Consider the following 26,782-nt stretch of genomic DNA (forward strand, 5'->3'; position numbering starts at 1 on the left):
GCTTCCCCCTCCCCAATTTTGAAGGATTATTCGTCTTCCATATGTACCCGAATCGCCAGAACATCGCATTTGGCGCCATGGAGAACGCCGTTGGCGGTAGAGCCGAGTAGTAGTGCTAAGCCGTGACGACCGTGGCTGCCAATAATGATTAAGTCAGCTTCGATATCTTTGGCTAAGCGATGAATCTCAGTAGATGGCTGGCCGAGTATTACGTGTTGGCGATCTGCGGGGATATCCAGCCGATCGGCGGCTTTTTGCAATTGCTCCTTGGCCTGGGATTGTAGTTGGTCCTGTACCTCGGAGAGGTCCATTGGGATGTCGCCGCCATAGGCAAAAGTCAGGGGCTCTATGGCGTGAAGTAAGCTTAGCTCTGCACCAAATGCTTCAGCCATATCAGCGGCCCTATCAAGCACCTGAGAAGATTCTTTTGACAGGTCCAAGCCCACGAGGATGTGTCGGTATTTCGCCATAATTTACCTGCTCCTATCCCTTTTATTGACTGTGAAAAACACCCTTGTGACACCTATTTTGAGTCTACCGCAAAAAAACCGATTGACATAGATCACGCGGAACACCGCACAATAGTCACTTTTTTCCACTGATGAGGAGTGGTTATGTCTGATTGGTTGCCGGTGATTATCGTCGGATTTGCCATCGCTTTGGTGCTGGGGCCGGTGATGTGGCTCAAGCCCAATGCCCGTGACAGCCGTCTTGCAGATTTGCGTAGCCGGGCGGCCCAGGCTGGCATTACCGTACAAATCCAAGCGCTGCCTGCGGCGTTGGGTGATGGGACTGCGGCTGTCTATTATCACCGCTGGCAGAACCGCAAAGGCCTGAGTGTGGGGTGGGTTTTGGATAAACAACGGATTGAGCACGAACTGAATTTTTCCGGTGTTTGGGATTGGGCTGATGGCCAGCCAGCTCCGCAAGGGGCATGGAAATATTTGCGCGAGCTACTGGAGAGAATCCCTCGGGACGCCTGTGCGATTACTGCAACACCAGTGGGTCTCGGTATTCAGTGGCCGGAGTCAGGAGGCAATCAAGCCTTCCAGAAACTGATGGCGTCGCTCGATGAGTACACCCCCTTAATAGAAGAAGCTATTCGAAAAGTGAATTCACGCGCGGCGACTGAGGGGCTGTCTTGATTGCCGTATTAGCGGTGTAAAAGAGCGTCTACTGAGTCGCATTTAGGCGGACTGCCCAGTGCCAAATTTGGTGACTGTGAGTGGAAAATTGTCAGCTTTGCTTGACCGCGCTTGAAGTGAGGCTTATATATTCGCGCAGCACAAGCCCGATAAGAGGGCTTGAAAGACTTGCAATAGCAGTAAATTTTCATTTGAAATCAAAGGCTTATGGGTAAATCACTGGTCATCGTCGAATCACCGGCCAAAGCGAAAACCATCAATAAATATCTCGGCAAGGACTTTGTTGTGAAGTCCAGTGTCGGCCATATTCGCGATTTGCCCACAGGTGGGGGCAATAAACAACCGGTTGACGCAAAGGAGCGCGCCCGTCGTGCAGCGGAAACACGCAAGCTTTCCCCCGAGGCGAAAGAGGCTTACAAGCGGAAGAAAAACCGCGATCAGCTGATTAAGCGTATGGGGATCGACCCGGATCACGAGTGGCAAGCCCACTACGAGATACTGCCGGGTAAAGAGAAAGTGGTGAGTGAGTTACAAAAACTCGCCGAAGGCGCCGATCATATCTATCTCGCAACGGACTTGGATCGCGAGGGAGAGGCAATTGCCTGGCATTTGCGTGAAGCAATTGGTGGCGATAACGATCGCTACCGCCGGGTAGTGTTTAATGAAATTACCAAGTCTGCGATTCAGGAGGCCTTTAAAGATCCCGGCCGTCTGAATATTAATCGGGTAAACGCCCAGCAAGCACGCCGTTTCCTCGATCGAATCGTTGGCTATATGGTATCCCCTCTACTGTGGGAAAAAGTGGCCAGAGGCTTGTCTGCGGGGCGTGTGCAATCTGTTGCGGTCCGCCTCGTAGTTGAGCGGGAGCGGGAGATTCGCGCGTTTATCCCGGAAGAGTACTGGACTCTGTTTGCCGATACGGCGACGGCAAAGGCTTCCAAGCTGCGCCTCGAGGTGAAAAAGCAGGCTGGTGAGGCTTTCCGTCCTACCAACGAAGAGCTGGCAATGAGTGCTGCCAAGCAGCTTCAGTCCAGTGAGTTTGTTGTTTCCGCCCGTGACGATAAGCCAACCAGCTCCAAGCCCAGCGCACCATTTATTACTTCCACCTTGCAGCAGGCGGCCAGTAACCGCCTTGGCTTCAGTGTGAAGAAGACCATGACCCTGGCCCAGCGCTTGTATGAAGCCGGTCATATCACCTACATGCGTACAGATTCCACCAATCTCAGTAAAGAGGCTGTGGAATCTGCACGGGATTATATTGCCGAGAATTACGGCGATAAGTATCTTCCAGAAAGCCCAAATAGCTACAGCAGTAAAGAGGGCGCTCAAGAGGCGCACGAAGCGATTCGCCCATCCGATGTTCGTATCGCCCCAAATATGTTGTCCGGTGTTGAGCGGGATGCGGAGAGGTTATACAACCTGATTTGGCAGCAGTTCGTGGCCTGCCAGATGACGCCTGCCCAATTTACCTCCTCTTCGATCGTGGTCAGCGCAGGTGACTTTGAATTGCGTGCGCGGGGTCGAGTAATTCGTTTCGATGGTTTCCTGAAAGTTGCGCCACCGAGCGGCAAAAAAGATGAAGATCTGGTGCTTCCAGATGTGAAGGTAGGCGAAAAGCTATCCCTGCAACAGCTGGATCCCAAGCAGCACTTTACCAAGCCGCCTGCGCGGTTTAGTGAAGCGGCCCTGGTTAAGGAACTGGAGAAGCGCGGTATCGGACGCCCCTCCACCTATGCTTCCATTATTTCCACGATCCAGGATCGTGGTTATGTCCGCCTGGAAAACCGTCGTTTTTACGCTGAGAAAATGGGGGATATTGTTACCGACCGTCTCAGCGAAAGTTTCAAGAACCTGATGGACTACGGATTTACCGCAAACCTGGAGGAATCCCTGGATGCGGTTGCCGACGGCGATAAGGGTTGGAAGCAACTGCTCGATGAGTTTTATCAGGACTTTTCCGGGCGCCTGGAAAAAGCCCAGTCTGCCGATGCAGGTATGCGTCGCAATACGCCGACAGACACGGATATCGAGTGCACCAAATGTGGCCGCCATATGCAGATCCGCACTGGCTCCACCGGTGTATTCCTGGGGTGCTCTGGATATGCACTGCCGCCAAAAGAGCGTTGTACCAATACCATGAACCTGGTTTCTGGTGATGAGGCGGTCGATGCGGATAAGGACGAGGAAGCTGAATCCAGGTTGCTGCGGGAGAAGCGCCGCTGCGGCAAGTGCGGCACGGCTATGGATAGCTACCTGTTAGATGAGCAGCGTAAATTGCATATCTGTGGCAATAACCCGGATTGCAACGGCTACGAGATTGAGCAGGGCACTTTTAAAATTAAAGGCTATGACGGCCCCATTATTGAGTGCGATAAGTGTGGCAGTGATATGCAGTTGAAGTCTGGTCGCTTTGGCAAGTACTTCGGCTGTACCAATGAAGACTGTAAAAACACCCGCAAGCTGCTGAAAAATGGGCAGCCGGCGCCACCGAAAATGGATCCGGTTCCCATGCCGGAATTGGCCTGTATCAAAGTGGAGGATCACTATATCCTACGCGATGGTGCCTCGGGTCTATTCCTGGCTGCCAGCCAGTTCCCGAAAAACCGTGAGACCCGTGCGCCCCTGGTTAAAGAGCTGCTGCCTCACCAGAGTGAGATCGATCCAAAATACAGCTTCCTATTCTCTGCACCGACTCAAGATGACAGTGGGCGGGATACCGTAGTTCGATTTAGCCGCAAAACCCAGGAGCAATATGTTCAATCTGAGGAAGAGGGCAAGGCGACCGGTTGGCGTGCTTTTTATCGCGATGGTGGTTGGAAAGTAGAGGCCTCCACCAAGAGCACTGCTGCCAAGCGCAAGAAACCGGCAGCTAAAAAGACAGCGGCAAAGAAGTAGGTAATGAGTAACTCTTACACGATTCATGTCACTTCGGCTCTACGCAAGAGCCAGCTGTTGCTGCAACAGCCGTGGGACTTGCCTCTCCAGCGCGATGCGCTGGAAGAGGCAGCGTTGATGCAGTTGTGCAAGGCCTATCGGGCTTTTCTTGCAGAGCAGGCCGCCCAGCTTCAGCTGGGATTTGAACCGGAGTCTCCGCAGTTGATCATTGATGCGCTGGGCGTTCAGGGTAGGGCTAGTGCGGAGGCCAATGAGCTGTCCGGCCTGGTCGGCGATCCGCAGAGTTGGTTATCCCATATGCTTTACGCCTGGGAAGAGCAGCAGAAAATATCTGTGGGTGCTGATGAAAAACAGCAACAGGTTAATTTAATCCCGCTACACAACGAAGTTGCCAAGCCCGAGTTTGCACCTTTGTCCAAAGAGTTATTACTTCAGTGGCATCGTTCGCTGAGTGAGTTGGTGGTGAGGCAGCGCGCTCACTTGGATGAGTGTTAACTAATACGCTTACTCGACTTCGCTGAACTTCTGAATAGATTCGTAATATTCCTGCGAATTTTGAAGGTTGTTGATATTAGGCGCACCTCTGCGGGAAAGTCCGTTGTCCTTTGAGTGAGTCACAATAGAGTAGTTGTGGCCCTCTCGACATAACCCGCAACCGGTGCAACGTGCAAAGCAATTCACTCTTCTCTTGTGATCTCTTGAGTGGTTTAGGTAATTCTTTGATATAGCGTACTGGTAATAGACTGCCTCGAAAGTCAGGAGCCAGAAGCCCTCAAATTGGATGAATGAAACTTATCGCAAGCCTGTGGTACACTGGGCGCAAACTGTTGTGCCGTGAAGGAAAAGCGAATGTCCTCCGAAACTTTTGAAATAATTGAGCTGGCTAATGGCGATGTAGCCTTGCGTCGTGCTGGCCACAAAGAGGACCCTTTGGTGAGCATTTCTTTTTCTGCGGAAAGTCTTCAGTTTTTGCGCAAGAACAAGGTTGCTGTGGCAAGGGCTATGTTAGAAGCGGGCATTGAAGCCGTACAAAATCTAGACGATCTTGAGGCTGGTTACTTCGAGGAAGAAGATGATTTAATGCCGGTAAATCATACTATCCACTAACGTGAGCGCTAGTTTGAGTTTTATCAACAGCGGCCAATGGCCGCTGTTGTCGTTTTTAGGGGTTTAAGGCGCTTGGCGAATGACCCCTACGGCTAATCCCTCAATCACAAAGTTCTTATCTCTCATATCGACTTGAATTAACTCAAAGTCATCATTTTCAGGTAGCAACTGAACGGTTGCCTGATTTCCCTTGCGGCGAAAGCGCTTCACAGTGACTTCATCATCGATACGGGCAACGACGATTTGGCCATTGCGTACTTGCTCGGTCTTTTGCACTGCCAGCAAGTCTCCATCGAGAATGCCCGCATCTCGCATACTCATACCATGCACCCTCAACAGATAATCTGCGGGGGGGTGGAAGAAGCTCGCGGGCAAGTCGCAGTAATCTTCAATATGTTCGCTGGCGAGTATGGGATTCCCCGCAGCTACTCTACCCACAATCGGCAAGCCGGATTGGTGATCCGGAATTCGAATGCCTCGGGAAGCGCCGGCAACCATCTCAATGGCGCCTTTTCTGGCGAGCGCTTTTAGGTGTTCCTCGGCGGCATTGGGCGAGCGGAAGCCGAGCTCCTGGGCAATTTCTGCCCGTGTTGGCGGGTAGCCTGTTTCATCCAGGTAGGACTTGATCAGGTCGAGAACCTGGGACTGACGAGCGGTGAGATTGGTCATAGATTTACCTAGTTTTCTGTATTTATATACAGTTGCTGGAATTATATACAGATTTATTGTTCGCGCAATCCTCAGGTTTTAGTCTTTGTGAGCTGCTACATTGATGGAGAAAGCAAGGAGAGAAGAAAGCGTTGAAGGAACTGACAAAGAGGGAAAAATAATGTTGGATGCAAAAATGCCGGAAGCCTGGAGAGTGCTTCGCATTCAGTCTGAATTGGTAGATGGGATAGAGCGGCTGATAGCGTTAGGTGGTGCAGTGACAGTGTTTGGAGGGGCGAGATTTACAGAGGACAGTCCTGAATATCAGCAGGGGGTAAAGTTGGGAGAGTTGCTCGCGGCTGAAGGGATCCCCGTGATTACCGGTGGTGGGCCGGGGCTGATGGAGGCTTGTAACCGAGGGGCTTTCGGGCAGCCCGGCGCATCAATTGGGTTAAACATAGAGCTGCCTTTTGAACAGGCGGCAAATCCATATCAGGACATCAGTTTGAACTTCCGATACTTTTTTGTACGGAAATTTATGTTTGTAAAACACGCACTTGGATTCGTTGGACTTCCCGGTGGCTACGGCACGTTGGATGAGTTGTTTGAAGCTCTTACCTTGGTGCAAACGCAGAAAGTGCGGCGTTTCCCAATTGTGTTGGTAGGTAAGCGTTACTGGAGTGGGCTGTACGATTGGTTGGTAGATACAGTGTTAGAGCGCGATTGTATCGATGCCAGTGATCTAGACCTTTTTCATATCGTTGATAGTGTGGAGGAGGCTGCGGCCCTGATTATGAAATATATGCAGGTGAAAGAATAATTAATCGGGTGATCTTAAAATACCGAAAAAATTTTCAAAGTTATTTTTGTTAAAGCTGCCCCCCGGACTAACAGGCTATGCCGGCTGGTGGGGTGGCGTACTTGCACAAGTTGGCGGGAGATCAACTCCTGCAGTATTGATCTTACCGCCTGACATACATTTCCCTGTTATTTTTACTCTTGTACCTTGCTGAGTGGAGAGCTTAGCTGGCGGGCTCTAGATCAGTGAGAATGTGCTACTCTGGCGTCGATTAAACGTATGTTTTAAATGGTGGTTTGATACTTATGAGCCAGATAGATACGGTCAGCCGGATACTCGATGCAGCGGAAGTGCTGTTTGCTGAACGGGGTTTTCCTGAAACCTCATTGAGAACAATTACGAGCACGGCAGGGGTTAATCTGGCGGCAGTTAACTACCATTTCGGCTCCAAGAAAGAATTGATACAGGCGGTATTTGAACGCTTTCTAACGCCTTTCACTAACGCTCTGGAAGAAGAGCTTGATCGCCGTATTGCCCTGGGGCAGCCCCTGGGGGTGGAGGAGCTGATCGAATGCCTGTATCGAGTTGGGTTGGGAAGCCTTGGGCTGGAGGGAAAGGATCCACAGCGATTTATGCGTCTTTTAGGATTGGCCTATACCCAGTTCCAGGGGCATTTGCGTCGATTTATCGTATCTCGATACGGGGATACTTACCGTCGTTTTGCAGGATTGCTGGCTGAAGCGTTACCGGGCTTGGACCCAGAAACTTTCTATTGGCGCCTCTACTTTATGCTGGGAGCGACCATTTTCACACTGTCGAGCCACGATGCGATTGAGGCTATCCTGCGGGAGGATTTCGGTTCTGACAGTACCCTGACCCAGACTCTTGAGCGATTGGTACCCGCTGCTTCGGCCATGTTGAAGGTAGATAATTAGTGGGCGCACTCTTAAATCGATAAGGAACTTAATATGTCTTTACCACCCGGACCGGTCATGGTGGATATCGAGGGGCTTGAACTCACCGAGGAAGACTGTGAGTTACTTCGGCATCCGATGGTGGGCGGGCTGATCTTTTTTGCGAGAAACTATCGGGATCGCAAGCAGCTTATCCAATTGGTTAACTCCATCCGTGCGGTGCGACCAGAGATCCTGCTAGCGGTAGATCAGGAGGGTGGTAGGGTTCAGCGGTTTCGCGATGACTTTACGCGAATACCCTCAATGCAGGCCCTCAGTGCTGTCGCCAGTAACGAGCAGTTGCAGGATGTGGGGTGGCTGCTGGCCGCAGAGTTGCTGGCTGTAGGAGTGGATTTTAGCTTTGCGCCGGTTTTGGATGCGGATGACAGTCACAGCAGAGTGATCGGCGATCGGAGTTTTTGTCCCGACCCCGCCCAGTTAACCGCACTGGCTCGCCCCTTTATCCAAGGGATGCGCGAAGCGGGAATGGCCACGACAGGCAAGCATTTTCCGGGGCATGGCCACGTGCTGGAAGACAGTCATGTGGAGTTGCCAGAGGATAAGCGCTCGTTGGATCAGGTCTTGGCAACCGATGCACTTCCGTTTATCGATTGTATTGGAACCCAGGAACTTACCGCGGTGATGCCGGCCCATATCCGCTTCATCAACATTGATAGCCAGCCGGTGGGATTCTCCCGCTATTGGCTGCAGGATGTATTGCGGCGACAGCTGGGATTCAATGGAGTGATTTTCAGTGATGATCTGTCTATGGAAGGGGCGGGTGCGGCTGGAGGCTATGGCGATAGGATTCGCGCAGCCCTGGAAGCCGGTTGTGATATGGGTATCGTATGCAACAATCGTGTCGGCGCTTTTGAGGTGCTGGCGGCACTGGATACCTTTGTGCCCAGACCGGAGTCCACTCATCGGTTGTCGGCCATGGGTGGCAGGCCGGTGATCGGCTCCTGGGAGGAGCTTGAGAAGAGTGCGCGTTGGCACAGAACCAGGGAGTGGTTAGCTTCCATAATGCGCTGAGATAAGTTGTTGAGATCCGTCGTCTATTGAGAAGGCGCTATACGGATATTACTGATTGTTGGTTAAAGCGGAGGGGTTCGAGTGGAGTCCGTTGAGAGCGTGCTGTTGTCCTGGCTTGGTGAGAATCGGGTCTGGATAGTTTCTGTTTTCCTGATAGTACTTGCGTCTGGGGTGTTGGCCTGGTTATTTGGCCGGTTTGTGCAGCGCATGGCCATTAAGGCGGAAAAGACGGTTAATCCCTGGGATGATGCTTTGGTTGGGGCGCTCTCCCCTCCAGGGCAGGTACTGGTATGGCTGCTGGGCTTGACTGTCGCTGCCCAGCGAGCGGGGGACGCCACTGGTGCCGAGATATTCTCCCTGGCTGCACCGACGCGGGAAATAGGCTTGATCCTGGTGATGGCCTGGTTTGCCTGGCGATTCTCACACAGCGTGGAACACAATCTGTGCGATCCGCGCTATATGGGCAAGCCGATGGATGCCACTACGGTACGTGCGATCGGCAAGCTGGTCAGGGCCTCAATCGTGATCACGGCGGGAATTGTGGTCATGCAGTTCCTGGGCTATAGCGTCAGCGGTGTTTTGGCGTTTGGTGGTATTGGCGGACTGGCTGTCGGTTTTGCGGCCAAGGACCTGCTGGCAAACTTTTTCGGTGGCCTGATGATCTATCTGGATCGGCCCTTTGCGGTGGGCGACTGGATTCGCTCTCCCGATAAGGAGATTGAGGGGACCGTGGAAGATATCGGTTGGCGCCTGACTAGAATCCGCACTTTTGATATGCGACCCGTCTATGTTCCCAATGGCATCTTCACCCAGATTGCGGTAGAAAATCCTTCCCGTATGTTAAATCGTAGGATTTTTGAAACGATTGGTATTCGTTATGAAGATGCCCATCATATGGCGGCAATCGTAGCGGATGTTAAAAATATGTTACAGGAACATCCGGAAATTGATTCTAATCGTACGCTTATTGTTAATTTTAATAGTTTTGCTTCCTCCTCTTTGGATTTCTTTATATATACGTTTACCCGCACTACCGATTGGGTTCGTTATCATGAAGTAAAACAGGATGTTCTATTAACGATTCTTAAAATAATTGAGGGATATGGGGCATCCTGTGCATTCCCAACCTCAACATTACATATTGCCGATATACCTTCATTAACGCGAGAGGCCGCGTTAGACAGTTGAGGAATGGGAGTGCAATAAGGTACAAATGATTAGTTTCTAATTGAGCACTATTGAAGATTTTGACGGTTAATTACGCATATTGGGAAAAACGTAGTATTTATTTCACATAGAAAACTAGACACTGGCGCTGTTTTATCTAAGAATCAGGGTACGTCCTTTGGGTATATGCTCATCGGATTAAGCAAGATAGCATTCTGCATGGAGCAGTTTGTTAACAATGGGGTGGCGTTTGCCCCTCTTGCCGAATTGAGCAGTGAGGTAAAAGAGGTAGGCGCAATAACAATAATGAGGTTTTCTCAATGAGTGATCGCGTTACAGGTACAGTGAAGTGGTTTAATAACGCACGGGGTTATGGCTTCATCACCTGTGGAGAAGGAACTGAAGATATTTTCGTTCACTATCGCAGCATTCGCGGCGAGGGCTACAAAACCCTTAATGAGGGGCAGGCGGTAGAGTTCGAAATGCAACAAGGTGACAAAGGACTGCTGGCGGAAGATGTTGTTCCCTGTGAGTGATTTATAGATCACTCGTTGAAAGAACTGTTGTCGTGTAGGGTCCTGCGGCTCAATTGACGCCGGCCCTGTCAGCGCCTCTGAAAAGCGGATCTTTATGATCCGCTTTTTTGTTTACTACTTTGCAGTGGATATAGGCTTTTCTTCTTTAAGTTGCATTTGTGTCCCTCTTTGTAGATTTGGTCATATCCCGCCCCGCCTAAAGTCCCCAATGTAATTGTGTGTATGAGTGAGTCTATTGTGCTCAATACCGCTGTGCTAATTATTACTTTAATGCTCCCGGAATATTGCCTCACTGATTGCAATTTTTTGTTGTTGTGGGGTGGCGGTATTTGCTTGTTTGCTGGCTGTATTTTGATTAAAGATAAATTGATTAAATATCGGCTGGGGGGTGTGCTTGCAGTGATGGTGAAATTAATTCGTTTGAGGTGAAGAGTTTTAAAGGTATATTTAAAATAAAAGCCCCGACAAGATTTGCTGGGGCTTTTGGCAAAAGTCGATTATTTAAATAAATTAACTTTCCGTGCGGTTATCTTTTTCTTGGTCGGGATTAAGCGTATCCATCTTTTGCGAATCTTCTTTGGGTTTGGCTACAGTACGCACTTCAATAAGAATTCCAAATGCAGGGTGGTCGATATAATGAAGTTGTCCGCTACGCAAACGTCTCTCGTGTTGCAGTCTCGCAGCATGGGCTACATATAATGGCTCTTCTTTTATAAATTCCGGCTCGCCCAGTGTGAGAGGCTCAGTTGTGTTAATTGCACCCTGACTATTTTCGATATCAAACCCGTTATTTTGTGAATATGAATTTTCAATATCACTGTAATTGCCGGTTAGGATTTGTAGCGGCTTTTCGATTTTATTTTGTGGGCGTTGAGGAAGAAGAATACTGTGTTCCCCGGGTTGCGTATAAAAATCGCTGAGCCACAAATTAGTACTGATATGTAAATAGCGAGCGACACTCAGGGTGATAGATCCCTCAAGCTGGCTGTGGCCGCTGAGCTGGCTGCCGCCATCAATCAGAATGGCCGGAGAGTTTCTCTTGGTTTTTAAAACCTGGCGCCAGGCCTTGTGAAACAGGACCCTGTCACCAGCCCTGGAAATTGCGGCGGCTTTGTTGTCCAGCAGCCTGGGTACAGGTCTTAGCAGCAAGTTTCTTTGTGCTTGCTCAGAGTTCTGCGAACTAGTAGATGCGTCGCCCTCAAGCTCCGATGATTCAATATCGGCTGGGCCGCTCGTTTCTGGGCTCGAGATGATGTCTTCAAGCGATAGCACCTCATCCTCTGTTGGCTGAGTTGGGGTGCGCAGGGTGTCAAAGTCGATCCACTTTGATGGATACTGAAGACGGGGTGCCATCGGCCAGGTCTCTGCGGTTCTTTCCATCCCCTGGGGGCGCTCGAATACGATCATTTCTATTTCGAAAGTATTGCCAGCGTAGTTGACGGCCTGGGCACTGGTTGCTGCCAGCGTGAGCGCCAGGGTTGAGCAGAGGCTAATTATCCTTTTCATGGGTTTACCACTTAAACAATTCTATTTGGGTGCCGAGGGTGTCATTGCCGACAGGCCGTTTAAGCGGGAGTAGGAGGCTTTTTGGTTTTGCCGCCAGTTCCCGCCGCTGCCTGCCGGATGGTATCACTGTGCAAGCTTTTCCAGAACTTCGTTAATTTCCTGGAGCTTGCGATCAGTACCCTCCTCATCGAGACTGAAATTCAGTTGGTTTGCGCCGGCCAGCTGGTAGCGTCCCGGCTGGGTTTGCACCATCTTAACCAAAGTGAGCGGATCTACACGGGTATTCTCCGCAAATTCGATACGCCCTCTTGCCGCAGAGGCCTCAAGTTTGCGGATGCCCATATTCTCGGCCTTTAACTTGATCTCCGTGGTGCGGAACAAGTGTTTTACCGATTCCGGCAGTAGCCCGAAACGGTCGATCATCTCCACTTGGAGTTCTTTCAGTTGCTGCCCGTCGGTGGCATTGGCAATGCGCTTGTACATGATCAGACGGCCGTGGACATCGGGCAGGTAGTCCTCGGGAATCAGTGCAGCAACCCGCAGATTGACGTCCACCGCAGGGGATTCGAGGGGCTCGTCAATGTTCGGTGTACGGCCCTCGCGAATGGCCTTCACTGCCTTGTCGAGCATCTCCATATACAGGTTGAAGCCGACACTCTGAATCTGCCCGCTTTGCTCCTCACCCAGCAGTTCGCCTGCACCGCGAATTTCCAGGTCGTGGGTAGCCAGGGTAAAGCCTGCCCCTAAGTCTTGGGCCTCGCTGATCGCTTCCAGGCGCTTCACGGCGTCACTGGTCATGGAGCGCTTGTTGGGAGTCAGTAGATAGGCGTAGGCCTGGTGGTGCGAGCGCCCCACGCGACCGCGCAACTGGTGAAGCTGGGCCAGGCCGAACTTGTCTGCGCGCTCGATCAGTATCGTGTTGGCTGTGGGGACGTCGATACCGGTTTCGATAATGGTGGTACAGACCAGGACATTAAAGCGCTTGTGATAGAAGTCACTCATTACCTGTTCCAGCTCCCGTTCGCGCATCTGGCCGTGGCCTATGCCGATACGGGCCTCGGGAATCATCTCCTGTAACTCCCGCGCGATTCGCTCAATGCTTTTGACTTCGTTGTGCAGGAAATACACCTGACCGCCGCGCAAGATCTCCCGCAGGATAGCCTCTTTTACTAAGGCATCATCGCGCTCGCGCACGAAGGTTTTCACAGAGAGGCGCCGTGCTGGTGGGGTGGCGATCACCGATAGATCGCGAATACCGGCCATGGCCATATTCAGGGTGCGGGGAATAGGGGTGGCGGTAAGGTTGAGGATATCCACCTCGGAGCGCAGGCTCTTCAGGCGCTCCTTCTGTCGGACGCCAAAGCGGTGTTCTTCGTCGATAATCAGCAGGCCGAGATTTTTAAAGTCCAGATCGCTTTGCAGCAGCTTGTGGGTGCCAACCAGGATATCCACCTTGCCACTGGCAACCTTCTCTTTCACGCTGTCCACTTCCTTGCCGGACCGGAAGCGGGAGATCACCTCGATATTGATCGGCCAATCGGCAAAGCGATCCTGGAAGGACTGATAGTGTTGCTGGGCCAACAGGGTGGTGGGAACCAGCATGGCCACTTGCATACCTGCGTGGGCCGAGACAAATGCAGCCCGCATGGCCACTTCTGTCTTGCCGAATCCCACGTCGCCGCAAACCAGTCGGTCCATCGGCTTATCTGAGAGCATATCCCCCAGAACTGCTTCGATAGCCTGTTGTTGATCCGGTGTTTCCTCGAAGGGGAAACCTGCGGAAAACTCCCGGTAGGCCAATTGAGGGTTATCGAAGGCATGGCCAATACGGGCTTCGCGGCGGGCGTAGATATCCAGCAGCTCCGCAGCTGCATCGCGGACTTTCTCGGCGGCTTTGCGTTTGGCTTTTTGCCACTGTTCACTGCCCATTCTGTGCAGCGGGGCCAGGGCTTCATCGGCACCGGAGTAGCGGCTGATCAAGTGCAGGCTGGCTACCGGTACGTAGAGTTTGGCATCGTCGGCATATTCAAGGGTCAGGAATTCTGCCGGTTGCCCGTCGATCTCCAGGTGCTGTAGGCCGCGATAACGACCTACGCCGTGATCAATGTGAACGACGGGAGTGCCCATGCGCAGTTCAGCCAGGTTTTTAACCGTGTTGTCCGCTTCATCTTTGGCTTTTTTACGGCGGCGTTGCTGCAGTACCCGTTCACCAAATAACTGCGGTTCCGCGATCAAGTTGATTTGCGGGTCCTCAAGCAGCAGCCCTTGATCGATGGGGGCTACGGTAATCCCGATAGTGTCCTTTGCGGCGAGGAAGTCCTGCCAACTTTGGAAACTGGGAGGGCTGAGCCGTATGCCCTTTAATAGCTCCAGCAGTGCCTCGCGGCGCCCGCTACTTTCAGCACAAAAAAGCACCCGACCGGAGTATTCCATCAGGTAGCTTTCCAGTGCAGCCAGGGGTTGTTCGGACTTGCCATCTACTGGCAGTGAGGGGGGGACGGAAGTGTCAAAATTACAGTTGCCCTGGGCTTCCGGAAGACTCTCCGCAGAGAAGATTGCCCGGGGCATGGACTTCAGGGCACCGTTAAGCTCATCAATTTCCAGTAAAATCTGGCGCGGTGGCAATATAGGACGGGTCAGGTCGCCGCAACGACTTTCATAGCGATTGCTGACTTCGCGCCAGAAATTGTCCAGCGGCTGTTGGATATCTCCCTGTAAAAATGCCTGGCTGCCCTCGGGCAGATAGTCGAACAGGCTTGAGCAGTTCCCATCGAAGAACAGGGGCAGGTAGTACTCAATGCCCGCCGGGGCAATTCCTGCACTGATATCCTGGTAAATTGGCACTTGGCTGGGGTCGCTATCGAATTCACCGTGCCAATTTTGCAGGAATCCTGATAGGGCAGCCTTGTGCAAAGGGAATTCCCGCGCAGGTAAAAGGTGAATGGTTTTCACCTTGTCGATGGTGCGTTGGGTTTCCGGGTCAAAGGTGCGCAGGGATTCAATTTCATCGTCGAAAAGATCGATGCGGTAGGGCAGGGGGCTGCCCATTGGAAAAATATCCATCAGTGAGCCGCGCACAGCGAATTCGCCGTGTTCGTAGACGGTGTCTACGCAGTGGTAGCCGGCCTGCTCCAGCAGTCTCCGCTGGATATCGATATCAAACTGCTGCCCCTCCTCCAATATCAGCGCATTGCCAGCAATATAATTGCAGGGCGGTAGCCGGTGCATCAGGGTGCTGACTGGGATTATGACGATCCCAGCCCCCATTTTCGGCAGCTGGTAGAGGGTGGCAAGGCGGTCCGAGATGATGTCTTGGTGGGGAGAGAAAGTGTCGTAGGGGAGAATTTCCCAGTCGGGAAAATGGAAAATTTCCAGCTCCCTGTTTTCCCCCTTATCTCGCCGCGCTTTGTTAAAAAATTTCAATTGCACCTCTAAACGGTGCGCTTCGAGACTGTCCTTTGTGATTAACAGGGTGGGCGCTTTGTTATTGCGTGCCGCGTTGAGGATGGCGAGCGCGGCAGCTGCGCCATGCAGTTGTCCCCAAAATTGTCGGTCACTGGAGGAGCGAAACTTCGGTGGGGTCAGGGGCTGTATTTCTGTCATCTTTCCTTATATATCCGCGCATTCGTTCGAGATGTCTTCGAGGTCGGCTATTGTAGCCGCGAACAGTTTTGCTTGCAGGGAATGTTAACCCTGCCTGTGTTTCCAGTCGGGAACAACTACGCTTTTTTATGGATTGCGCAATGTCGCTCGGGTGGACTACAAAAAGGTAGTTTTACTACATTTTTTTGGCTCTTTTTTGCTCAGTTGCGCAGTGTAAAGCGAACACTATAATGCGCAGCCATGCGGTCCTGAGTGGTTTCAAGGCCGTATTTCTTGCCTACTAAATACATTGCAGAGGTGTCCGATAGTGACTCAGAAGCGACCGAAGCCCGCGGACTTTTTCAAGGACTGGAAACAGCGTGAAGCACTGGCTGAATCCATGATTCCGATGATTGGAAAGCTCAACCGTGAGAGCAACGTCGGTATTTATATGTACGGCCGCAACCTGGTTAATCGCTCAGTGCTGAGCATTATGAAAGCGCACCGTTTCGTGCGTCAGGTTGAGGAAAATGAACTCTCCGAGTTTGAAACCTTCCCTGTATTGGAAGCCATCTGCAAGATGGAGCTGGGTCCCGTACATATCGACCTGGGAACCATGACCAACAAGTACATGCGCGACGATCGCGGCTTGTCTGTGGACGAGTTTGTACGTGAAGAGCTGTCCGACGCAGCGGGTGCCGGCAAGCCTCTGCCCGAATCCAAAGATGTTGTGATCTACGGTTTTGGTCGTATCGGCCGTCTGGTTGCCCGCCTGCTGATCGACAAGGCTGGTAGTGGTGATGTTCTGCGTCTGCGCGCTATCGTATTGCGCAAGGGCAAGGCCCCCAACGATTTGGTGAAGCGCGCTTCTCTGCTGCGTCGCGACTCCGTACATGGCGCCTTCCAGGGCACTATCCGTGTGGACGAGGAGACCAACTCCCTGATCTGTAACGGTAACGAAATCAAGATCATCTACGCCAACTCCCCTCAGGAAGTGGATTACACCCAGCACGGTATCGACGATGCGATTATCGTTGACAGCACCGGTGTATGGCGTGATGAAGAAGGTCTGAGCCAGCACTTGCAGAGCCCAGGCGCTTCCAAGGTGCTGCTGACTGCACCGGGCAAGGGCGATATCAAGAATATCGTTTACGGTATCAACAGCAGCGACATCAAGCCGGAAGACAAGGTACTGTCCGCCGCTTCCTGTACCACTAACGCCATCGTGCCTGTCCTGAAAGCGATGATGGATGGCTACGGCGTTGAGCACGGCCACGTAGAAACCGTACACGCCTACACCAACGACCAGAACCTGATCGACAACTACCACAAAGGTGAGCGTCGCGGTCGCGCAGCAGCGCTGAATATGGTTCTGACTGAAACCGGTGCTGCCAAGGCGGTTGCCAAAGCGCTGCCCGAGCTGAAAGGTAAGCTCACCGGCAACGCAATTCGCGTACCGACTCCTAATGTTTCCATGGCGATCCTGAACCTGAACCTGGGTAAAGAGACCACCAAGGAAGAGCTGAACGAATACATGCGCGATGTGGCACTGCACTCGCCGCTGCGTCAGCAGATCGATTTCACCAACTCCCCGGAAGTGGTGTCCAGCGATTTTGTTGGCTCCCGCGTTGCCTGCGTATTCGATTCCACTGCGACTATCGTGGATGGCAAGAACGCTGTGCTTTACTGCTGGTACGACAACGAGTTCGGCTATAGCTGTCAGGTAGTTCGCTGCCTGGAAGATATGGCTGGTGTTCGTTACAAGTTGTTCCCGCAAGAGGACTAAGGCGTCACGCCTCCTCGCCGCAGTCGGTACCCAGATCCGACTGCGGGGTTTCGGCGACTGTTCCAGTCGCCGCACCATATCTCCCCAAATCCCTGTTTTTTCAACAGAAATTTCCAATCTTAGTGCCACTTAAAGACTTTCCAGACTGGTAATGACTCTGGCCCATCTTTATAATGCGCGCGATTTTGCGGGGCGGCCGTGCGCCGAGAAGTTAGCGCGCACATCCTTTTTAGTTAGCTTCCTTCCTCCCGGTTCACGGGTGATACGGCATAAGCCCTCGCAGCACGGAATTCCACAATAGGACCCGTCATCCCAGGCATGGGACGGTGGGTCCTATTGCAATTTTTTTAAACTAGAAACTTAGGCATAGGCGTATGAGAAAGATCCGTCGGGGATTGGACTTACCCATATCCGGCGCGCCCGAGCAGGTCATTCAAAAAGGACCTGCGATCAAGACCGTTGCTGTTCTCGGCCCCGATTATCACGGGATGAAGCCGACAATGGCAGTGGCTGTAGGGGATCGCGTCAATCTTGGTCAGCTGTTGTTTAGCGACAAAAAAACTGAAGGCGTGCGCTACACAGCGCCTGCTGCCGGTCGTGTTGTTGCGATTAACCGTGGCGCTCGTCGTGTTCTGCAATCCGTCGTGATTGGCATAGACGGCGATGCAGCGGAACAGTTCCAAAGCTACAGCGCAGATAAACTGTCTGGTCTGACTCGCGAACAGGTCGTTGAAAACCTGGTTGAGTCCGGCATGTGGACCGCACTGCGCACCCGCCCGTTCAGCCGCGTTCCCGCCCTGGACGCTGAGCCGGTAGCTGTGTTTATCAATGCGATGGACACCAACCCTCTGGCAGCCAATCCAGAAGTAGTGATTGCTGAGAATCCCAAAGCCTTCTCCCAGGGCGTTGAGATTCTTTCCAAGCTGGCAGAAACCACTTACGTCTGTACTGCTCCGGATGCAGATATTCCGGTACCGAGCGCAGCGAATATTCGTCGCGAAAGCTTTGCTGGCCCTCATCCGGCAGGTCTGTCTGGTACCCATATTCACTACCTGAAGCCAGTTTCTGGCAACCGCAGTGTATTTACCATTAATTACCAGGATGTGATCGCCGTAGGCAAACTGTTTACCACCGGTAAGCTGTTTACCGATCGCGTCGTTTCCCTGGCAGGCCCTCAGGTCAAGCAGCCACGTCTGCTGCGCACCCGTCTCGGTGCCAGTCTGGAAACCCTGACTTCTGATGAGCTGAAAGGCGATAACGATCGCATCATCTCCGGCTCTGTATTCGGTGGCCGCACCGCTGCTGGCCCGATGGCTTACCTGGGTCGCTACCACAACCAGATTTCTGTACTGGAAGAGGGCGATGAGCGTCCGTTCCTGCACTATCTGCGTGCTGGTAATAAGCGTTTCTCTGTATTCCCGATTTATCTGTCGCGCCTGGTGAAGAACAAGCTGTTCAACTTCACCACCAGCACCAACGGTTCTGAGCGTGCCATGGTACCGGTCGGTAGTTATGAGAAAGTCATGCCGCTGGATGTACTGCCCACTCAGTTGCTGCGCTCCCTGATCGTTGGCGATACTGCAATGGCGCAGAAGCTGGGCGCACTGGAGCTGGACGAAGAAGATCTGGCGTTGTGCACCTTTGTGTGTCCGGGCAAGTACGAGTACGGCCCCATTTTGCGGGACAACCTGACCCGTATTGAGAAGGAGGGGTAAGTATGTTGCGTAAATTCCTCGATTCGATCGAACCCAAGTTTCACAAAGGCGGTAAGTTCGAAAAGTTCTACGCCCTGTTTGAAGCGATTGACACCGGTCTGTTCCAGCCGGCAGACAAGACCAAAACCACTGCTCACGTGCGCGACGGTATCGACCTGAAGCGTATTATGATCACCGTTTGGGCTTGTGCCATGATCCCGGCGTTCTACGGTATGTGGAATATCGGTTTCCAGTCCAACACCATTCTGGAAGGTATGACCAACCCGGATCTGTCCGGCTGGCGTCACGCCATTATCGGCGCTCTGACTTCCTACAACCCAGCTAGCCTGTGGGACAACTTTGTCTACGGCGCTATGTACTTCCTGCCTATTTATGCGGTCACTTTTATTGTGGGCGGTATCTGGGAAGTCCTGTTTGCTGCGGTGCGCGGTCACGAAGTCAACGAAGGCTTCTTTGTAACCTCCATCCTGTTCGCATTGACCTGTCCGCCGGATCTGCCTCTGTGGATGGTGGCTATGGGCATCAGCTTCGGTGTGGTTATCGGTAAGGAAGTATTCGGTGGTACCGGCAAGAACTTCCTCAACCCGGCTCTTACCGGCCGTGCCTTCGTATTCTTTGCCTATCCGGCAGCAATGTCTGGAGATGCGGTTTGGACTGCGGTTGACGGTTATACCGGTGCTACTGCGCTGTCTGTTATGGCCAGCGAAGGTATCCAGAACGGTATCGTCAATGCTGCTGTTGGCCAGGTAACCTGGTTCGACGCTTTCTTCGGTCAGATCCATGGTTCCATTGGTGAAACTTCTACCCTGGCTATCCTGATTGCCGGCGTAATCCTGATGGGCATGAAGATCGCCAGCTGGCGCATCGTAGCCGGCACTCTGCTGGGCATGATGGCCACCTCTTTCATGTTTAACATGATTGGTTCCGAGACCAACCCGATGTTCCAGGTACCCTGGTACTGGCACCTGGTAGTGGGCGGTTTTGCCTTCGGTCTGATCTTTATGACTACGGACCCTGTATCCGCTGCGATGACCAACACCGGTCGCTGGTGGTACGGCATCCTGATCGGGGTGATGGTTGTCCTGATTCGTGTGGTGAACCCGGCCTTCCCGGAAGGCATGATGCTGGCGATTCTGTTCGCCAACCTGTTCGCTCCGCTGTTTGACCACTTTGTGGTGCAGTCCAATATCAAACGGAGGTTGGCACGTGGCTAATAAAGATTCCGTAACCGGTACTCTGATTGTCGCGCTGGTAATGTGCCTGGTGTGCTCCGTAGTGGTATCCACCGCTGCGGTAATGCTGAAGCCTGCCCAGCAGGCGAATGCCGAGCTGGACATGAAGCGCAACGTACTGATGGCTGGCGGCCTGTTGAAAGACTCTCACGCTGATAAAGCGGAAGTCGAAAAGGCCTTCGCCGACGTAAAAATCAAATACGTCGACCTGAATACCGGTAAGTTTACCGATCAGGCTCCGGCTGGTGGCAGTGGTCGCGCTGCTGCCAAGATCCCGTCTGACAGTGAAAAACTGCCGGCTGACGAGGACACTGCCAAAATTATCCGCCGGGAAAATACCAAAGAGGTATACCTGGTAGAGAAAGACGGCAAGCTGGACAAGATCATTCTGCCGATTCGCGGTTATGGCCTGTGGGGCACCCTGTACGGCTTCCTCGCTCTGGAGAGCAACCTCGACACCGTAGCGGGCCTCGGCTTCTACGAGCACAAGGAAACTCCGGGACTGGGTGGTGAAGTTGACAACCCCAACTGGAAAGCCCAGTGGATTGGTAAGAAAGTCTTCAACAACCAGGGCGACGTGGATATCGCAGTGATCAAGGGTCAGGTTAACCCCAACAGCCCAGACGCGATTCACGAAGTAGATGGTCTGTCTGGTGCAACTCTGACCAGTAAGGGCGTTAGCAACCTGGTGAACTTCTGGTTGGGTAACCAGGGTTATGGTCCCTTCCTGAAAAACCTGAAAGCAGGGGAGGCATAAGCATGAAAATTAAAGATACTCTGCTAGAGCCGATTTTTAACAACAACCCGATCGCGCTGCAGATCCTGGGTATCTGTTCTGCACTGGCTGTTACCAGCTCGCTGCAGGTTACCCTGGTAATGTGTATCGCACTGACCTCGGTTGTGGCCTGTTCCAACGTTGCGGTATCCCTGATCCGTAAACAGATCCCGAACAGCATCCGTATCATTGTACAGATGACCGTGATTGCCTCTTTGGTAATCCTGGTAGACCAGCTGATCAAGGCCCTGGCTTACGACATCTCCAAGCAGCTGTCTGTATTCGTTGGTCTGATCATTACCAACTGTATCGTAATGGGCCGTGCGGAAGCCTTCGCTATGAAGAACCCGCCGCTGCCCAGCTTCTTCGACGGTCTTGGTAACGGTCTGGGATACAGTGTGATCCTGATCGGTCTCGCGGTGGTTCGTGAACTCTTCGGCGCCGGCAAACTGTTCGGTGTAGATATCCTGACTACCGTGAGCAACGGCGGTTGGTATATCCCCAACGGCCTGCTGCTGTTGCCGCCGAGTGCATTCTTCCTGATCGGCCTGTTCATCTGGGCAATCCGTGCCTGGAAACCGGCACAGGTGGAAGAAGATGAGTTCAAGATTGCGCCTAATTCCCAAGCGCAGGAGGCCTAATCCGTGGAACATTATATTTCTTTGATTATCCGCGCCGTTTTCGTTGAAAACATGGCGCTGGCCTTCTTCCTCGGTATGTGTACCTTCCTGGCGGTATCGAAGAAGATCGAGGCCGCTATTGGCCTGGGTGTTGCGGTTATCGTGGTGCTGACTCTGACAGTACCAGTGAACAACCTGATCTACACCTACCTGCTGAAAGACGGTGCACTGGCCTGGGCCGGTTACCCCGACGTGGACCTGAGCTTCCTCGGCCTGTTGTCCTACATCGGTGTAATTGCGGCACTGGTACAGATCCTGGAGATGTTCCTGGATAAATATGTACCGGCTCTCTACAACGCGCTGGGTGTATTCCTGCCTCTGATTACCGTGAACTGCGCCATCATGGGTGCTTCCTTGTTCATGGTTGAGCGCGAGTACGCGTTTGGCGAGAGTGTTGCCTATGGCTTCGGTGCCGGCCTCGGCTGGGCACTGGCGATTACCGCTCTGGCCGGTATTCGTGAAAAGCTGAAGTACAGTGACGTTCCGGATGGCCTGAAAGGTCTGGGTATCACCTTCGTAACTGTTGGTCTGATGTCCCTGGGCTTCATGTCCTTCGGCGGCATCGATATCTAAGCGGGGAAAACAATAGAATGAGTATTGAAATTATCCTCGGCGTAGCGATGTTTACCGTCATCGTTTTGGCGCTGGTAGCGGTGATCCTTGCGGCCCGCTCGCGCCTGGTAAACACCGGCAACGTCAACATCCTGGTTAACGGTGAGAAGACTCTCACCGTACCGGCCGGCGGCAAGCTGCTGCAAACCCTGGCTGCCAACAACCTGTTCCTGGCCTCCGCCTGTGGCGGCGGCGGCAGCTGTGCGCAGTGTATCTGTAAGGTGAATTCCGGTGGTGGCGATATGCTGCCGACTGAAGCGGCTCACTTTACCCCGCGCGATGCAAAAGAAGGCAAGCGTCTTTCCTGTCAGGTTGCGGTTAAGCAAGACATGGAAATCGAAGTGCCGGAAGAGGTGTTTGGTGTTAAGCAGTGGGAGTGCACTGTGGAATCCAACCCGAACGTGGCCACCTTTATTAAAGAGCTGACCCTGCGTCTGCCCGAAGGTGAAAACGTTGACTTCCGCGCTGGCGGTTACGTACAGCTGGAAGCTCCGGCTCACCATGTTAAGTTTGCTGACTTCGATGTCGAAGAGCAGTACCGTGGCGACTGGGAGCACTTTGGCTTCTTCAAGCTGGAGTCCAAAGTGACCGAGCCTGTGGTTCGCGCTTACTCCATGGCTAACTACCCGGAAGAGAAAGGTGTTGTTAAGTTCAACATCCGTATCGCGACTCCGCCGCCCCGCACTGAGGGCATTCCGCCGGGTCAGATGTCTTCCTACGTATTCAGCCTGAAGGCAGGTGACAAGATTAAGGTGTACGGTCCCTTTGGTGAGTTCTTCGCCAAGGAAACTGACAACGAGATGGTATTTATCGGTGGTGGTGCCGGTATGGCGCCAATGCGTTCACACATCTTTGATCAGCTCAAGCGCCTGAACTCCACCCGTAAGATCAGCTTCTGGTACGGCGCGCGCTCCCTGCGCGAGATGTTCTACGAAGATGACTACAACGGTCTGGCTTCCGAGTTCGATAACTTCCAGTGGCATGTGGCTCTGTCCGATCCTCAGCCGGAAGACAACTGGACCGGTTACACAGGATTCATCCACAACGTGGTATATGAAAACTACCTGAAGGACCACCCGGCTCCGGAAGATTGTGAGTACTACATGTGTGGGCCGCCCATGATGAACGCAGCAGTCATCAATATGCTCAAGGACTTGGGTGTAGAAGATGAAAATATCCTGCTGGATGACTTCGGCGGATAATTGGAGGGCTTAGCTTGCTAAAAGCAATCACAGGCCCGACAAACTCAAAAACAGGGCCCGTCTTTACGGCCCTGTTTTTGCTTTGGGCGGCTGTAATTTTATCGGCTTGTGCTCCTTCGCCGGAGTCCTGGCAGTTGGCTGGCCGCACCATGGGAACCAGCTATCACATCACCGTCGTTCAGGTGCCCTCTGGGCTGGAGCAGGGTGAGTTGCAGCAGTTGATCGACGATGAGTTGCAGCAGGTCAACCAGGAGATGTCGACCTATATCGACGACTCTGAGTTAATGCGCTTTAACCAAAGCCCGGTAGGGCAGGCGATCCCGGTGAGCCAACACTTGGCAGATGTACTGGAAATGTCCCTGGATATTTATCGCCGCAGTGAAGGCGCTTTCGAGGTGACGGTCGGCCCTCTGGTCAACTTGTGGGGTTTTGGTCCCCAGCCCGAACCGGAGCATATCCCCTCAGATAAAGACATTGCCGACCTGCTAACCGTCGTCGGTTCCGATGCGTTAACCCTGACCCGTAAGCCAGACACTGTTATCAAGAGCCGCCCGGTTGAGGTGGATCTTTCAGCGATTGCCAAGGGCCATGGCGTTGATCGGGTTGCGGAGCTATTGGAAGACCTGGGTATTCGAAACTACTTGGTCGAAATTGGCGGTGAACTGCGAACTAAGGGTGTGAATCCAAAGGGTAAGACCTGGGTAATTGGCATTGAAGTACCCAGCGCGGCAGGGCAGATGGTGCAGGAGCCAATCGCGGTGAGTGGGAAGGCAGTAGCTACGAGTGGAGACTATCGCAACTACTACGAAAGGGATGGTGTTCGTTACTCCCATAGCATTGACCCACGCTCCGGGCGGTCCATTAAGCACAAATTGGCATCGGTAACCGTTATTGCCGACACCTGTGCAGAAGCCGATGGTCTGGCTACCGCGATCAATGTCCTCGGTGCTGATGCCGGCATGGCGCTGGCAGAAAGAGATAATCTAGCCGTCTTTATGGTGGTGAAAACTGATTCAGGTTTCGAAGAGCGTTCTAGCTCTGGCTTTAAACCTTATGTAGAGAGGTCTGAGAAGTGACAATTTTCATATTTGCCTTTGTGGCCATGTTGCTCGTTGTTGCCGGTATGGCGATCGGGGCCATGGTTCAGAACAAACCGTTAAAAGGAACTTGTGGCGGGCTCAACAATATCGGCATGAAGCAGGATTGCACAGTCTGCGGTGGCGATGACGATGAGTGTGAAAAGGAACAGGAGAGGCAAAGACAGCAGCAGATGACTGCCGAAGATCTCGCTTACGACGCATCTAAACGCAAGTAAGCTTTCCCTCTCCAACAAGCCCGTGATCAACGGGCTTGTTGTTTTATGTCATTGGCACAAGTGGTGCCGATAACCGTATATTTAGTATTGAGTAAATGGCGTTAGCGCGCTGTGGACTCCGTTTGGAAAATAGAATTAGAGCATTTAATGGCAGAGCAAAAGTTTGACCTGGTAGTAATTGGTTCTGGCCCGGCTGGAGAGGCCGCCGCAATGAGTGCAGCAAAAAAGGGCATGCGCGTTGCGGTTATTGAAAAGCGCCAAGTGGTTGGTGGTAATTGTACTCACAAAGGTACCATTCCCTCCAAGGCGCTGCGCCACTCTGTCAAACAGTTGATGCGTTATAACACCCAGAGCGTTTTTCGCGCATTGGGTGAACCCCGCCGCCTTACTTTCCCCCAGGTAATGCAGACGGTGAATAAAGTCATTTCCTATCAGGTGGAAATGCACACTTCTTTTTATGCCCGCAACCGGGTTGAGCTGATCGTCGGCGAAGCCAAGTTCCGCGATGAACATACTGTCGAGGTGCTTATGCCCGATGGTGCGGCGGAAACTATTACCGCGAAGAAATTTATTATTGCTACTGGCTCACGCCCTTATCGCCCCGCCGATGTAGACTTTGATCACGAACGGGTCTACGACAGCGATATGATCCTGGACATGCAGCACACCCCTCATTCCATTATGATCTATGGTGCTGGTGTTATCGGCTGTGAATACGCGTCTATCTTCGCTGGCCTTGGCGTTAAGGTGGATTTGATTAATACCCGTAACAGCCTGCTGGAATTTCTCGATGATGAGATTTCTGATGCGCTGAGCTATCACCTGCGCGATATGGGCGTGACTGTTCGCCACCAGGAGGAGTACGCGCGGGTACTGCCCAATGAGCAGGGCGTAATTATGGAGATGCAGTCCGGCAAACGTATCCATGCGGATGCACTGCTCTGGTGTAACGGCCGTACTGGTAACACCAGCTCCCTCGGCCTGGAGAATGTCGGTCTGGAAGCGAACCATCGCGGACAATTGAGCGTTGACGATCACTACTGTACCGAAATTGAAAATATTTTTGCGGTAGGTGATGTAATTGGCTGGCCCAGCCTTGCCAGTGCCTCTTATGACCAGGGGCGTGCGGTTGCAGCAGCGATTGCGGGCCGTGGCCATCGAGTAATTGAAGATGCGCCTACCGGGATTTATACCCTTCCAGAGATTTCCTCTGTGGGTAAAACCGAATCAGAGCTCACCGCAGCCAAAGTACCCTACGAAGTGGGCCGTGCACTGTTCAAGCATACTGCGCGGGCGCAGATTTCTGGTGAGCGCGTAGGCATGCTCAAGATTTTGTTCCATATCGAGACTCACGAAATCCTGGGCATTCACTGCTTTGGAGCAGAGGCTGCTGAGATTGTGCATATTGGCCAGGCCATTATGAAACAGCCAGCACCGAATAATTCGATCGATTATTTCGTTAATACCACCTTTAACTACCCCACCATGGCAGAGGCATATCGCAGTGCTGCGCTGGATGGGCTCAACCGGGTTGCCCGCCTATGACAGAACCCTCACCCAGTGAGTTTCAGGCGTTGGTAAAGGAATTTTTTGAGCAGATTCCTTTTAATCAACAAATTGGACTTGAGATGCGCGACCTGGACCTGGAGGCGCTCACACTTTCCGCAGGCTTTGAACTGAACCCACAGTTGATCGGCAATGTGTGGAAGAACATCCTGCACGGTGGCGTAATTGCCACCGCCCTGGATACGGTTGGTGGTTTGACCGCAATGGTCGCCGCCTACCAGCATCTGGGAGATGTGCACTGGAAAGAAAAAGTGGATCGCCTATTAAAGCTGGGTACGGTCGACATGCGTGTAGACTACCTAAAGCCGGGCAGGGGAGAACACTTTCTCTGCCATGGCTCAATTCTGCGCACCGGCAACAAGCTGGTTGTAACGAGAATGGAGTTGATTAACGACACGGATGAATTGATTGCTACCGGTACGGCAACTTACCTGTATTGACCTTAGTCCGAGCCAACTCTTGGCTCGGAGACCTCCTTAGATATACCCCTTAGATGTACCCCTTATCCACTGGCTTTCTTTAAGGTGTT

At 52.5% G+C, this 26,782-nt stretch carries 24 protein-coding genes; 20 read left to right on the forward strand and 4 right to left on the reverse strand.

Features of this window, described 5'->3' with window-relative positions:
* Nucleotides 1-26: 26 nt before the first annotated feature.
* Complete coding sequence (locus ACJJI3_RS02600) at nt 27-470, reverse strand: universal stress protein (RefSeq protein ID WP_282932316.1); 444 nt, start codon at nt 468-470, stop codon at nt 27-29.
* Between the two features lie 144 nt (nt 471-614).
* Between ACJJI3_RS02600 and ACJJI3_RS02605 the strand changes: the two genes are divergently transcribed.
* The 4 genes from ACJJI3_RS02605 to ACJJI3_RS02620 all read left to right on the forward strand — a co-directional run bounded on the left by ACJJI3_RS02605 (nt 615) and on the right by ACJJI3_RS02620 (nt 5,147).
* On the forward strand, nt 615-1,145 hold the full coding sequence (locus tag ACJJI3_RS02605) for a hypothetical protein (protein ID WP_444941405.1): 531 nt from the start codon (nt 615-617) through the stop codon (nt 1,143-1,145).
* A 207-nt stretch (nt 1,146-1,352) separates the two neighbouring features.
* Entirely contained in the window at nt 1,353-4,040 is a 2,688-nt protein-coding gene (gene topA, locus ACJJI3_RS02610; protein WP_282932318.1) for a type I DNA topoisomerase, read from the forward strand.
* Nucleotides 4,041-4,043: 3 nt separating this feature from the next.
* Nucleotides 4,044-4,535: a DUF6586 family protein gene (locus ACJJI3_RS02615; protein ID WP_444911030.1), complete on the forward strand. Its 492-nt coding sequence runs from the start codon at nt 4,044-4,046 to the stop codon at nt 4,533-4,535.
* A 354-nt stretch (nt 4,536-4,889) separates the two neighbouring features.
* On the forward strand, nt 4,890-5,147 hold the full coding sequence (locus ACJJI3_RS02620; protein ID WP_282932320.1) for a hypothetical protein: 258 nt from the start codon (nt 4,890-4,892) through the stop codon (nt 5,145-5,147).
* Between the two features lie 63 nt (nt 5,148-5,210).
* On the opposite strand, the gene lexA is transcribed toward ACJJI3_RS02620, so the two are convergent.
* The gene (gene lexA / locus ACJJI3_RS02625) at nt 5,211-5,816 is read right to left on the reverse strand and encodes a transcriptional repressor LexA (RefSeq protein ID WP_413662434.1); all 606 of its coding nucleotides are present in this window, start codon (nt 5,814-5,816) and stop codon (nt 5,211-5,213) included.
* A gap of 160 nt (nt 5,817-5,976) precedes the next feature.
* On the opposite strand from lexA, the gene ACJJI3_RS02630 reads away from it, so the two are divergent.
* The 5 genes from ACJJI3_RS02630 (at nt 5,977) to ACJJI3_RS02650 (ending at nt 10,282) form a co-directional block, all read left to right on the forward strand.
* Nucleotides 5,977-6,615, forward strand: coding sequence for an LOG family protein (locus tag ACJJI3_RS02630; RefSeq protein WP_282932322.1), 639 nt, complete (start codon nt 5,977-5,979; stop codon nt 6,613-6,615).
* A 284-nt stretch (nt 6,616-6,899) separates the two neighbouring features.
* Entirely contained in the window at nt 6,900-7,529 is a 630-nt protein-coding gene (locus ACJJI3_RS02635; protein WP_282932323.1) for a TetR/AcrR family transcriptional regulator, read from the forward strand.
* Nucleotides 7,530-7,562: 33 nt separating this feature from the next.
* On the forward strand, nt 7,563-8,579 hold the full coding sequence (gene nagZ, locus ACJJI3_RS02640; protein ID WP_444941406.1) for a beta-N-acetylhexosaminidase: 1,017 nt from the start codon (nt 7,563-7,565) through the stop codon (nt 8,577-8,579).
* An 81-nt stretch (nt 8,580-8,660) separates the two neighbouring features.
* On the forward strand, nt 8,661-9,767 hold the full coding sequence (locus tag ACJJI3_RS02645; protein ID WP_413662432.1) for a mechanosensitive ion channel family protein: 1,107 nt from the start codon (nt 8,661-8,663) through the stop codon (nt 9,765-9,767).
* A 299-nt stretch (nt 9,768-10,066) separates the two neighbouring features.
* Nucleotides 10,067-10,282: a cold-shock protein gene (locus tag ACJJI3_RS02650; protein WP_020413094.1), complete on the forward strand. Its 216-nt coding sequence runs from the start codon at nt 10,067-10,069 to the stop codon at nt 10,280-10,282.
* Between the two features lie 510 nt (nt 10,283-10,792).
* On the opposite strand, the gene ACJJI3_RS02655 is transcribed toward ACJJI3_RS02650, so the two are convergent.
* Both ACJJI3_RS02655 and mfd read right to left on the reverse strand, forming a co-directional pair.
* Nucleotides 10,793-11,788, reverse strand: coding sequence for a CsiV family protein (locus ACJJI3_RS02655; protein ID WP_444941407.1), 996 nt, complete (start codon nt 11,786-11,788; stop codon nt 10,793-10,795).
* A gap of 123 nt (nt 11,789-11,911) precedes the next feature.
* Nucleotides 11,912-15,391 carry a transcription-repair coupling factor gene (gene mfd / locus ACJJI3_RS02660; protein ID WP_444941408.1) on the reverse strand — a complete coding sequence of 1,160 codons (3,480 nt, stop codon included), beginning with the start codon at nt 15,389-15,391 and terminating at the stop codon, nt 11,912-11,914.
* 304 nt (nt 15,392-15,695) lie between these two features.
* On the opposite strand from mfd, the gene ACJJI3_RS02665 reads away from it, so the two are divergent.
* From ACJJI3_RS02665 to ACJJI3_RS02715, 11 genes are all read left to right on the forward strand, one after another.
* On the forward strand, nt 15,696-17,156 hold the full coding sequence (locus ACJJI3_RS02665; protein WP_444894742.1) for a glyceraldehyde-3-phosphate dehydrogenase: 1,461 nt from the start codon (nt 15,696-15,698) through the stop codon (nt 17,154-17,156).
* Between the two features lie 374 nt (nt 17,157-17,530).
* Complete coding sequence (locus ACJJI3_RS02670) at nt 17,531-18,871, forward strand: Na(+)-translocating NADH-quinone reductase subunit A (RefSeq protein ID WP_444941409.1); 1,341 nt, start codon at nt 17,531-17,533, stop codon at nt 18,869-18,871.
* Nucleotides 18,872-18,873: 2 nt separating this feature from the next.
* A complete protein-coding gene (locus ACJJI3_RS02675) occupies nt 18,874-20,085 on the forward strand; it encodes an NADH:ubiquinone reductase (Na(+)-transporting) subunit B (protein ID WP_108733655.1) in 1,212 nt (403 codons plus the stop codon).
* A complete protein-coding gene (locus ACJJI3_RS02680) occupies nt 20,078-20,860 on the forward strand; it encodes a Na(+)-translocating NADH-quinone reductase subunit C (RefSeq protein WP_282932330.1) in 783 nt (260 codons plus the stop codon). Before ACJJI3_RS02675 ends, ACJJI3_RS02680 begins: the two co-directional genes overlap by 8 nt.
* 2 nt (nt 20,861-20,862) lie before the next feature.
* Entirely contained in the window at nt 20,863-21,519 is a 657-nt protein-coding gene (locus tag ACJJI3_RS02685) for an NADH:ubiquinone reductase (Na(+)-transporting) subunit D (RefSeq protein WP_282932331.1), read from the forward strand.
* A gap of 3 nt (nt 21,520-21,522) precedes the next feature.
* Nucleotides 21,523-22,131, forward strand: coding sequence for an NADH:ubiquinone reductase (Na(+)-transporting) subunit E (nqrE, locus tag ACJJI3_RS02690; RefSeq protein WP_020413086.1), 609 nt, complete (start codon nt 21,523-21,525; stop codon nt 22,129-22,131).
* 17 nt (nt 22,132-22,148) lie between these two features.
* Entirely contained in the window at nt 22,149-23,372 is a 1,224-nt protein-coding gene (gene nqrF / locus ACJJI3_RS02695; RefSeq protein WP_108733652.1) for an NADH:ubiquinone reductase (Na(+)-transporting) subunit F, read from the forward strand.
* Nucleotides 23,373-23,386: 14 nt separating this feature from the next.
* Complete coding sequence (locus ACJJI3_RS02700) at nt 23,387-24,448, forward strand: FAD:protein FMN transferase (protein ID WP_444933530.1); 1,062 nt, start codon at nt 23,387-23,389, stop codon at nt 24,446-24,448.
* Nucleotides 24,445-24,687 carry a (Na+)-NQR maturation NqrM gene (gene nqrM, locus ACJJI3_RS02705; RefSeq protein WP_282932334.1) on the forward strand — a complete coding sequence of 81 codons (243 nt, stop codon included), beginning with the start codon at nt 24,445-24,447 and terminating at the stop codon, nt 24,685-24,687. Before ACJJI3_RS02700 ends, nqrM begins: the two co-directional genes overlap by 4 nt.
* Before the next feature lie 147 nt (nt 24,688-24,834).
* Nucleotides 24,835-26,232, forward strand: coding sequence for a Si-specific NAD(P)(+) transhydrogenase (gene sthA / locus ACJJI3_RS02710; protein WP_108733649.1), 1,398 nt, complete (start codon nt 24,835-24,837; stop codon nt 26,230-26,232).
* Nucleotides 26,229-26,693: a thioesterase family protein gene (locus ACJJI3_RS02715; protein ID WP_282932335.1), complete on the forward strand. Its 465-nt coding sequence runs from the start codon at nt 26,229-26,231 to the stop codon at nt 26,691-26,693. The genes sthA and ACJJI3_RS02715 overlap by 4 nt, the downstream gene beginning before the upstream one ends.
* Nucleotides 26,694-26,782 lie beyond the last annotated feature (89 nt).

The sequence above is a fragment of the Microbulbifer maximicatervae (SeqCode) genome (assembly GCF_052466985.1).

Bases quoted from the DNA above. Each gene is read 5' to 3' on its own strand.
- ACJJI3_RS02600 (WP_282932316.1), bottom strand. From the start codon at position 470: ATGGCGAAATACCGACACATCCTCGTGGGCTTGGACCTGTCAAAAGAA.
- ACJJI3_RS02605 (WP_444941405.1), top strand. From the start codon at position 615: ATGTCTGATTGGTTGCCGGTGATTATCGTCGGATTTGCCATCGCTTTG.
- topA (WP_282932318.1), top strand. From the start codon at position 1,353: ATGGGTAAATCACTGGTCATCGTCGAATCACCGGCCAAAGCGAAAACC.
- ACJJI3_RS02615 (WP_444911030.1), top strand. From the start codon at position 4,044: ATGAGTAACTCTTACACGATTCATGTCACTTCGGCTCTACGCAAGAGC.
- ACJJI3_RS02620 (WP_282932320.1), top strand. From the start codon at position 4,890: ATGTCCTCCGAAACTTTTGAAATAATTGAGCTGGCTAATGGCGATGTA.
- lexA (WP_413662434.1), bottom strand. From the start codon at position 5,816: ATGACCAATCTCACCGCTCGTCAGTCCCAGGTTCTCGACCTGATCAAG.
- ACJJI3_RS02630 (WP_282932322.1), top strand. From the start codon at position 5,977: ATGTTGGATGCAAAAATGCCGGAAGCCTGGAGAGTGCTTCGCATTCAG.
- ACJJI3_RS02635 (WP_282932323.1), top strand. From the start codon at position 6,900: ATGAGCCAGATAGATACGGTCAGCCGGATACTCGATGCAGCGGAAGTG.
- nagZ (WP_444941406.1), top strand. From the start codon at position 7,563: ATGTCTTTACCACCCGGACCGGTCATGGTGGATATCGAGGGGCTTGAA.
- ACJJI3_RS02650 (WP_020413094.1), top strand. From the start codon at position 10,067: ATGAGTGATCGCGTTACAGGTACAGTGAAGTGGTTTAATAACGCACGG.
- ACJJI3_RS02655 (WP_444941407.1), bottom strand. From the start codon at position 11,788: ATGAAAAGGATAATTAGCCTCTGCTCAACCCTGGCGCTCACGCTGGCA.
- mfd (WP_444941408.1), bottom strand. From the start codon at position 15,391: ATGACAGAAATACAGCCCCTGACCCCACCGAAGTTTCGCTCCTCCAGT.
- ACJJI3_RS02670 (WP_444941409.1), top strand. From the start codon at position 17,531: ATGAGAAAGATCCGTCGGGGATTGGACTTACCCATATCCGGCGCGCCC.
- ACJJI3_RS02675 (WP_108733655.1), top strand. From the start codon at position 18,874: ATGTTGCGTAAATTCCTCGATTCGATCGAACCCAAGTTTCACAAAGGC.
- ACJJI3_RS02685 (WP_282932331.1), top strand. From the start codon at position 20,863: ATGAAAATTAAAGATACTCTGCTAGAGCCGATTTTTAACAACAACCCG.
- nqrF (WP_108733652.1), top strand. From the start codon at position 22,149: ATGAGTATTGAAATTATCCTCGGCGTAGCGATGTTTACCGTCATCGTT.
- sthA (WP_108733649.1), top strand. From the start codon at position 24,835: ATGGCAGAGCAAAAGTTTGACCTGGTAGTAATTGGTTCTGGCCCGGCT.
- ACJJI3_RS02715 (WP_282932335.1), top strand. From the start codon at position 26,229: ATGACAGAACCCTCACCCAGTGAGTTTCAGGCGTTGGTAAAGGAATTT.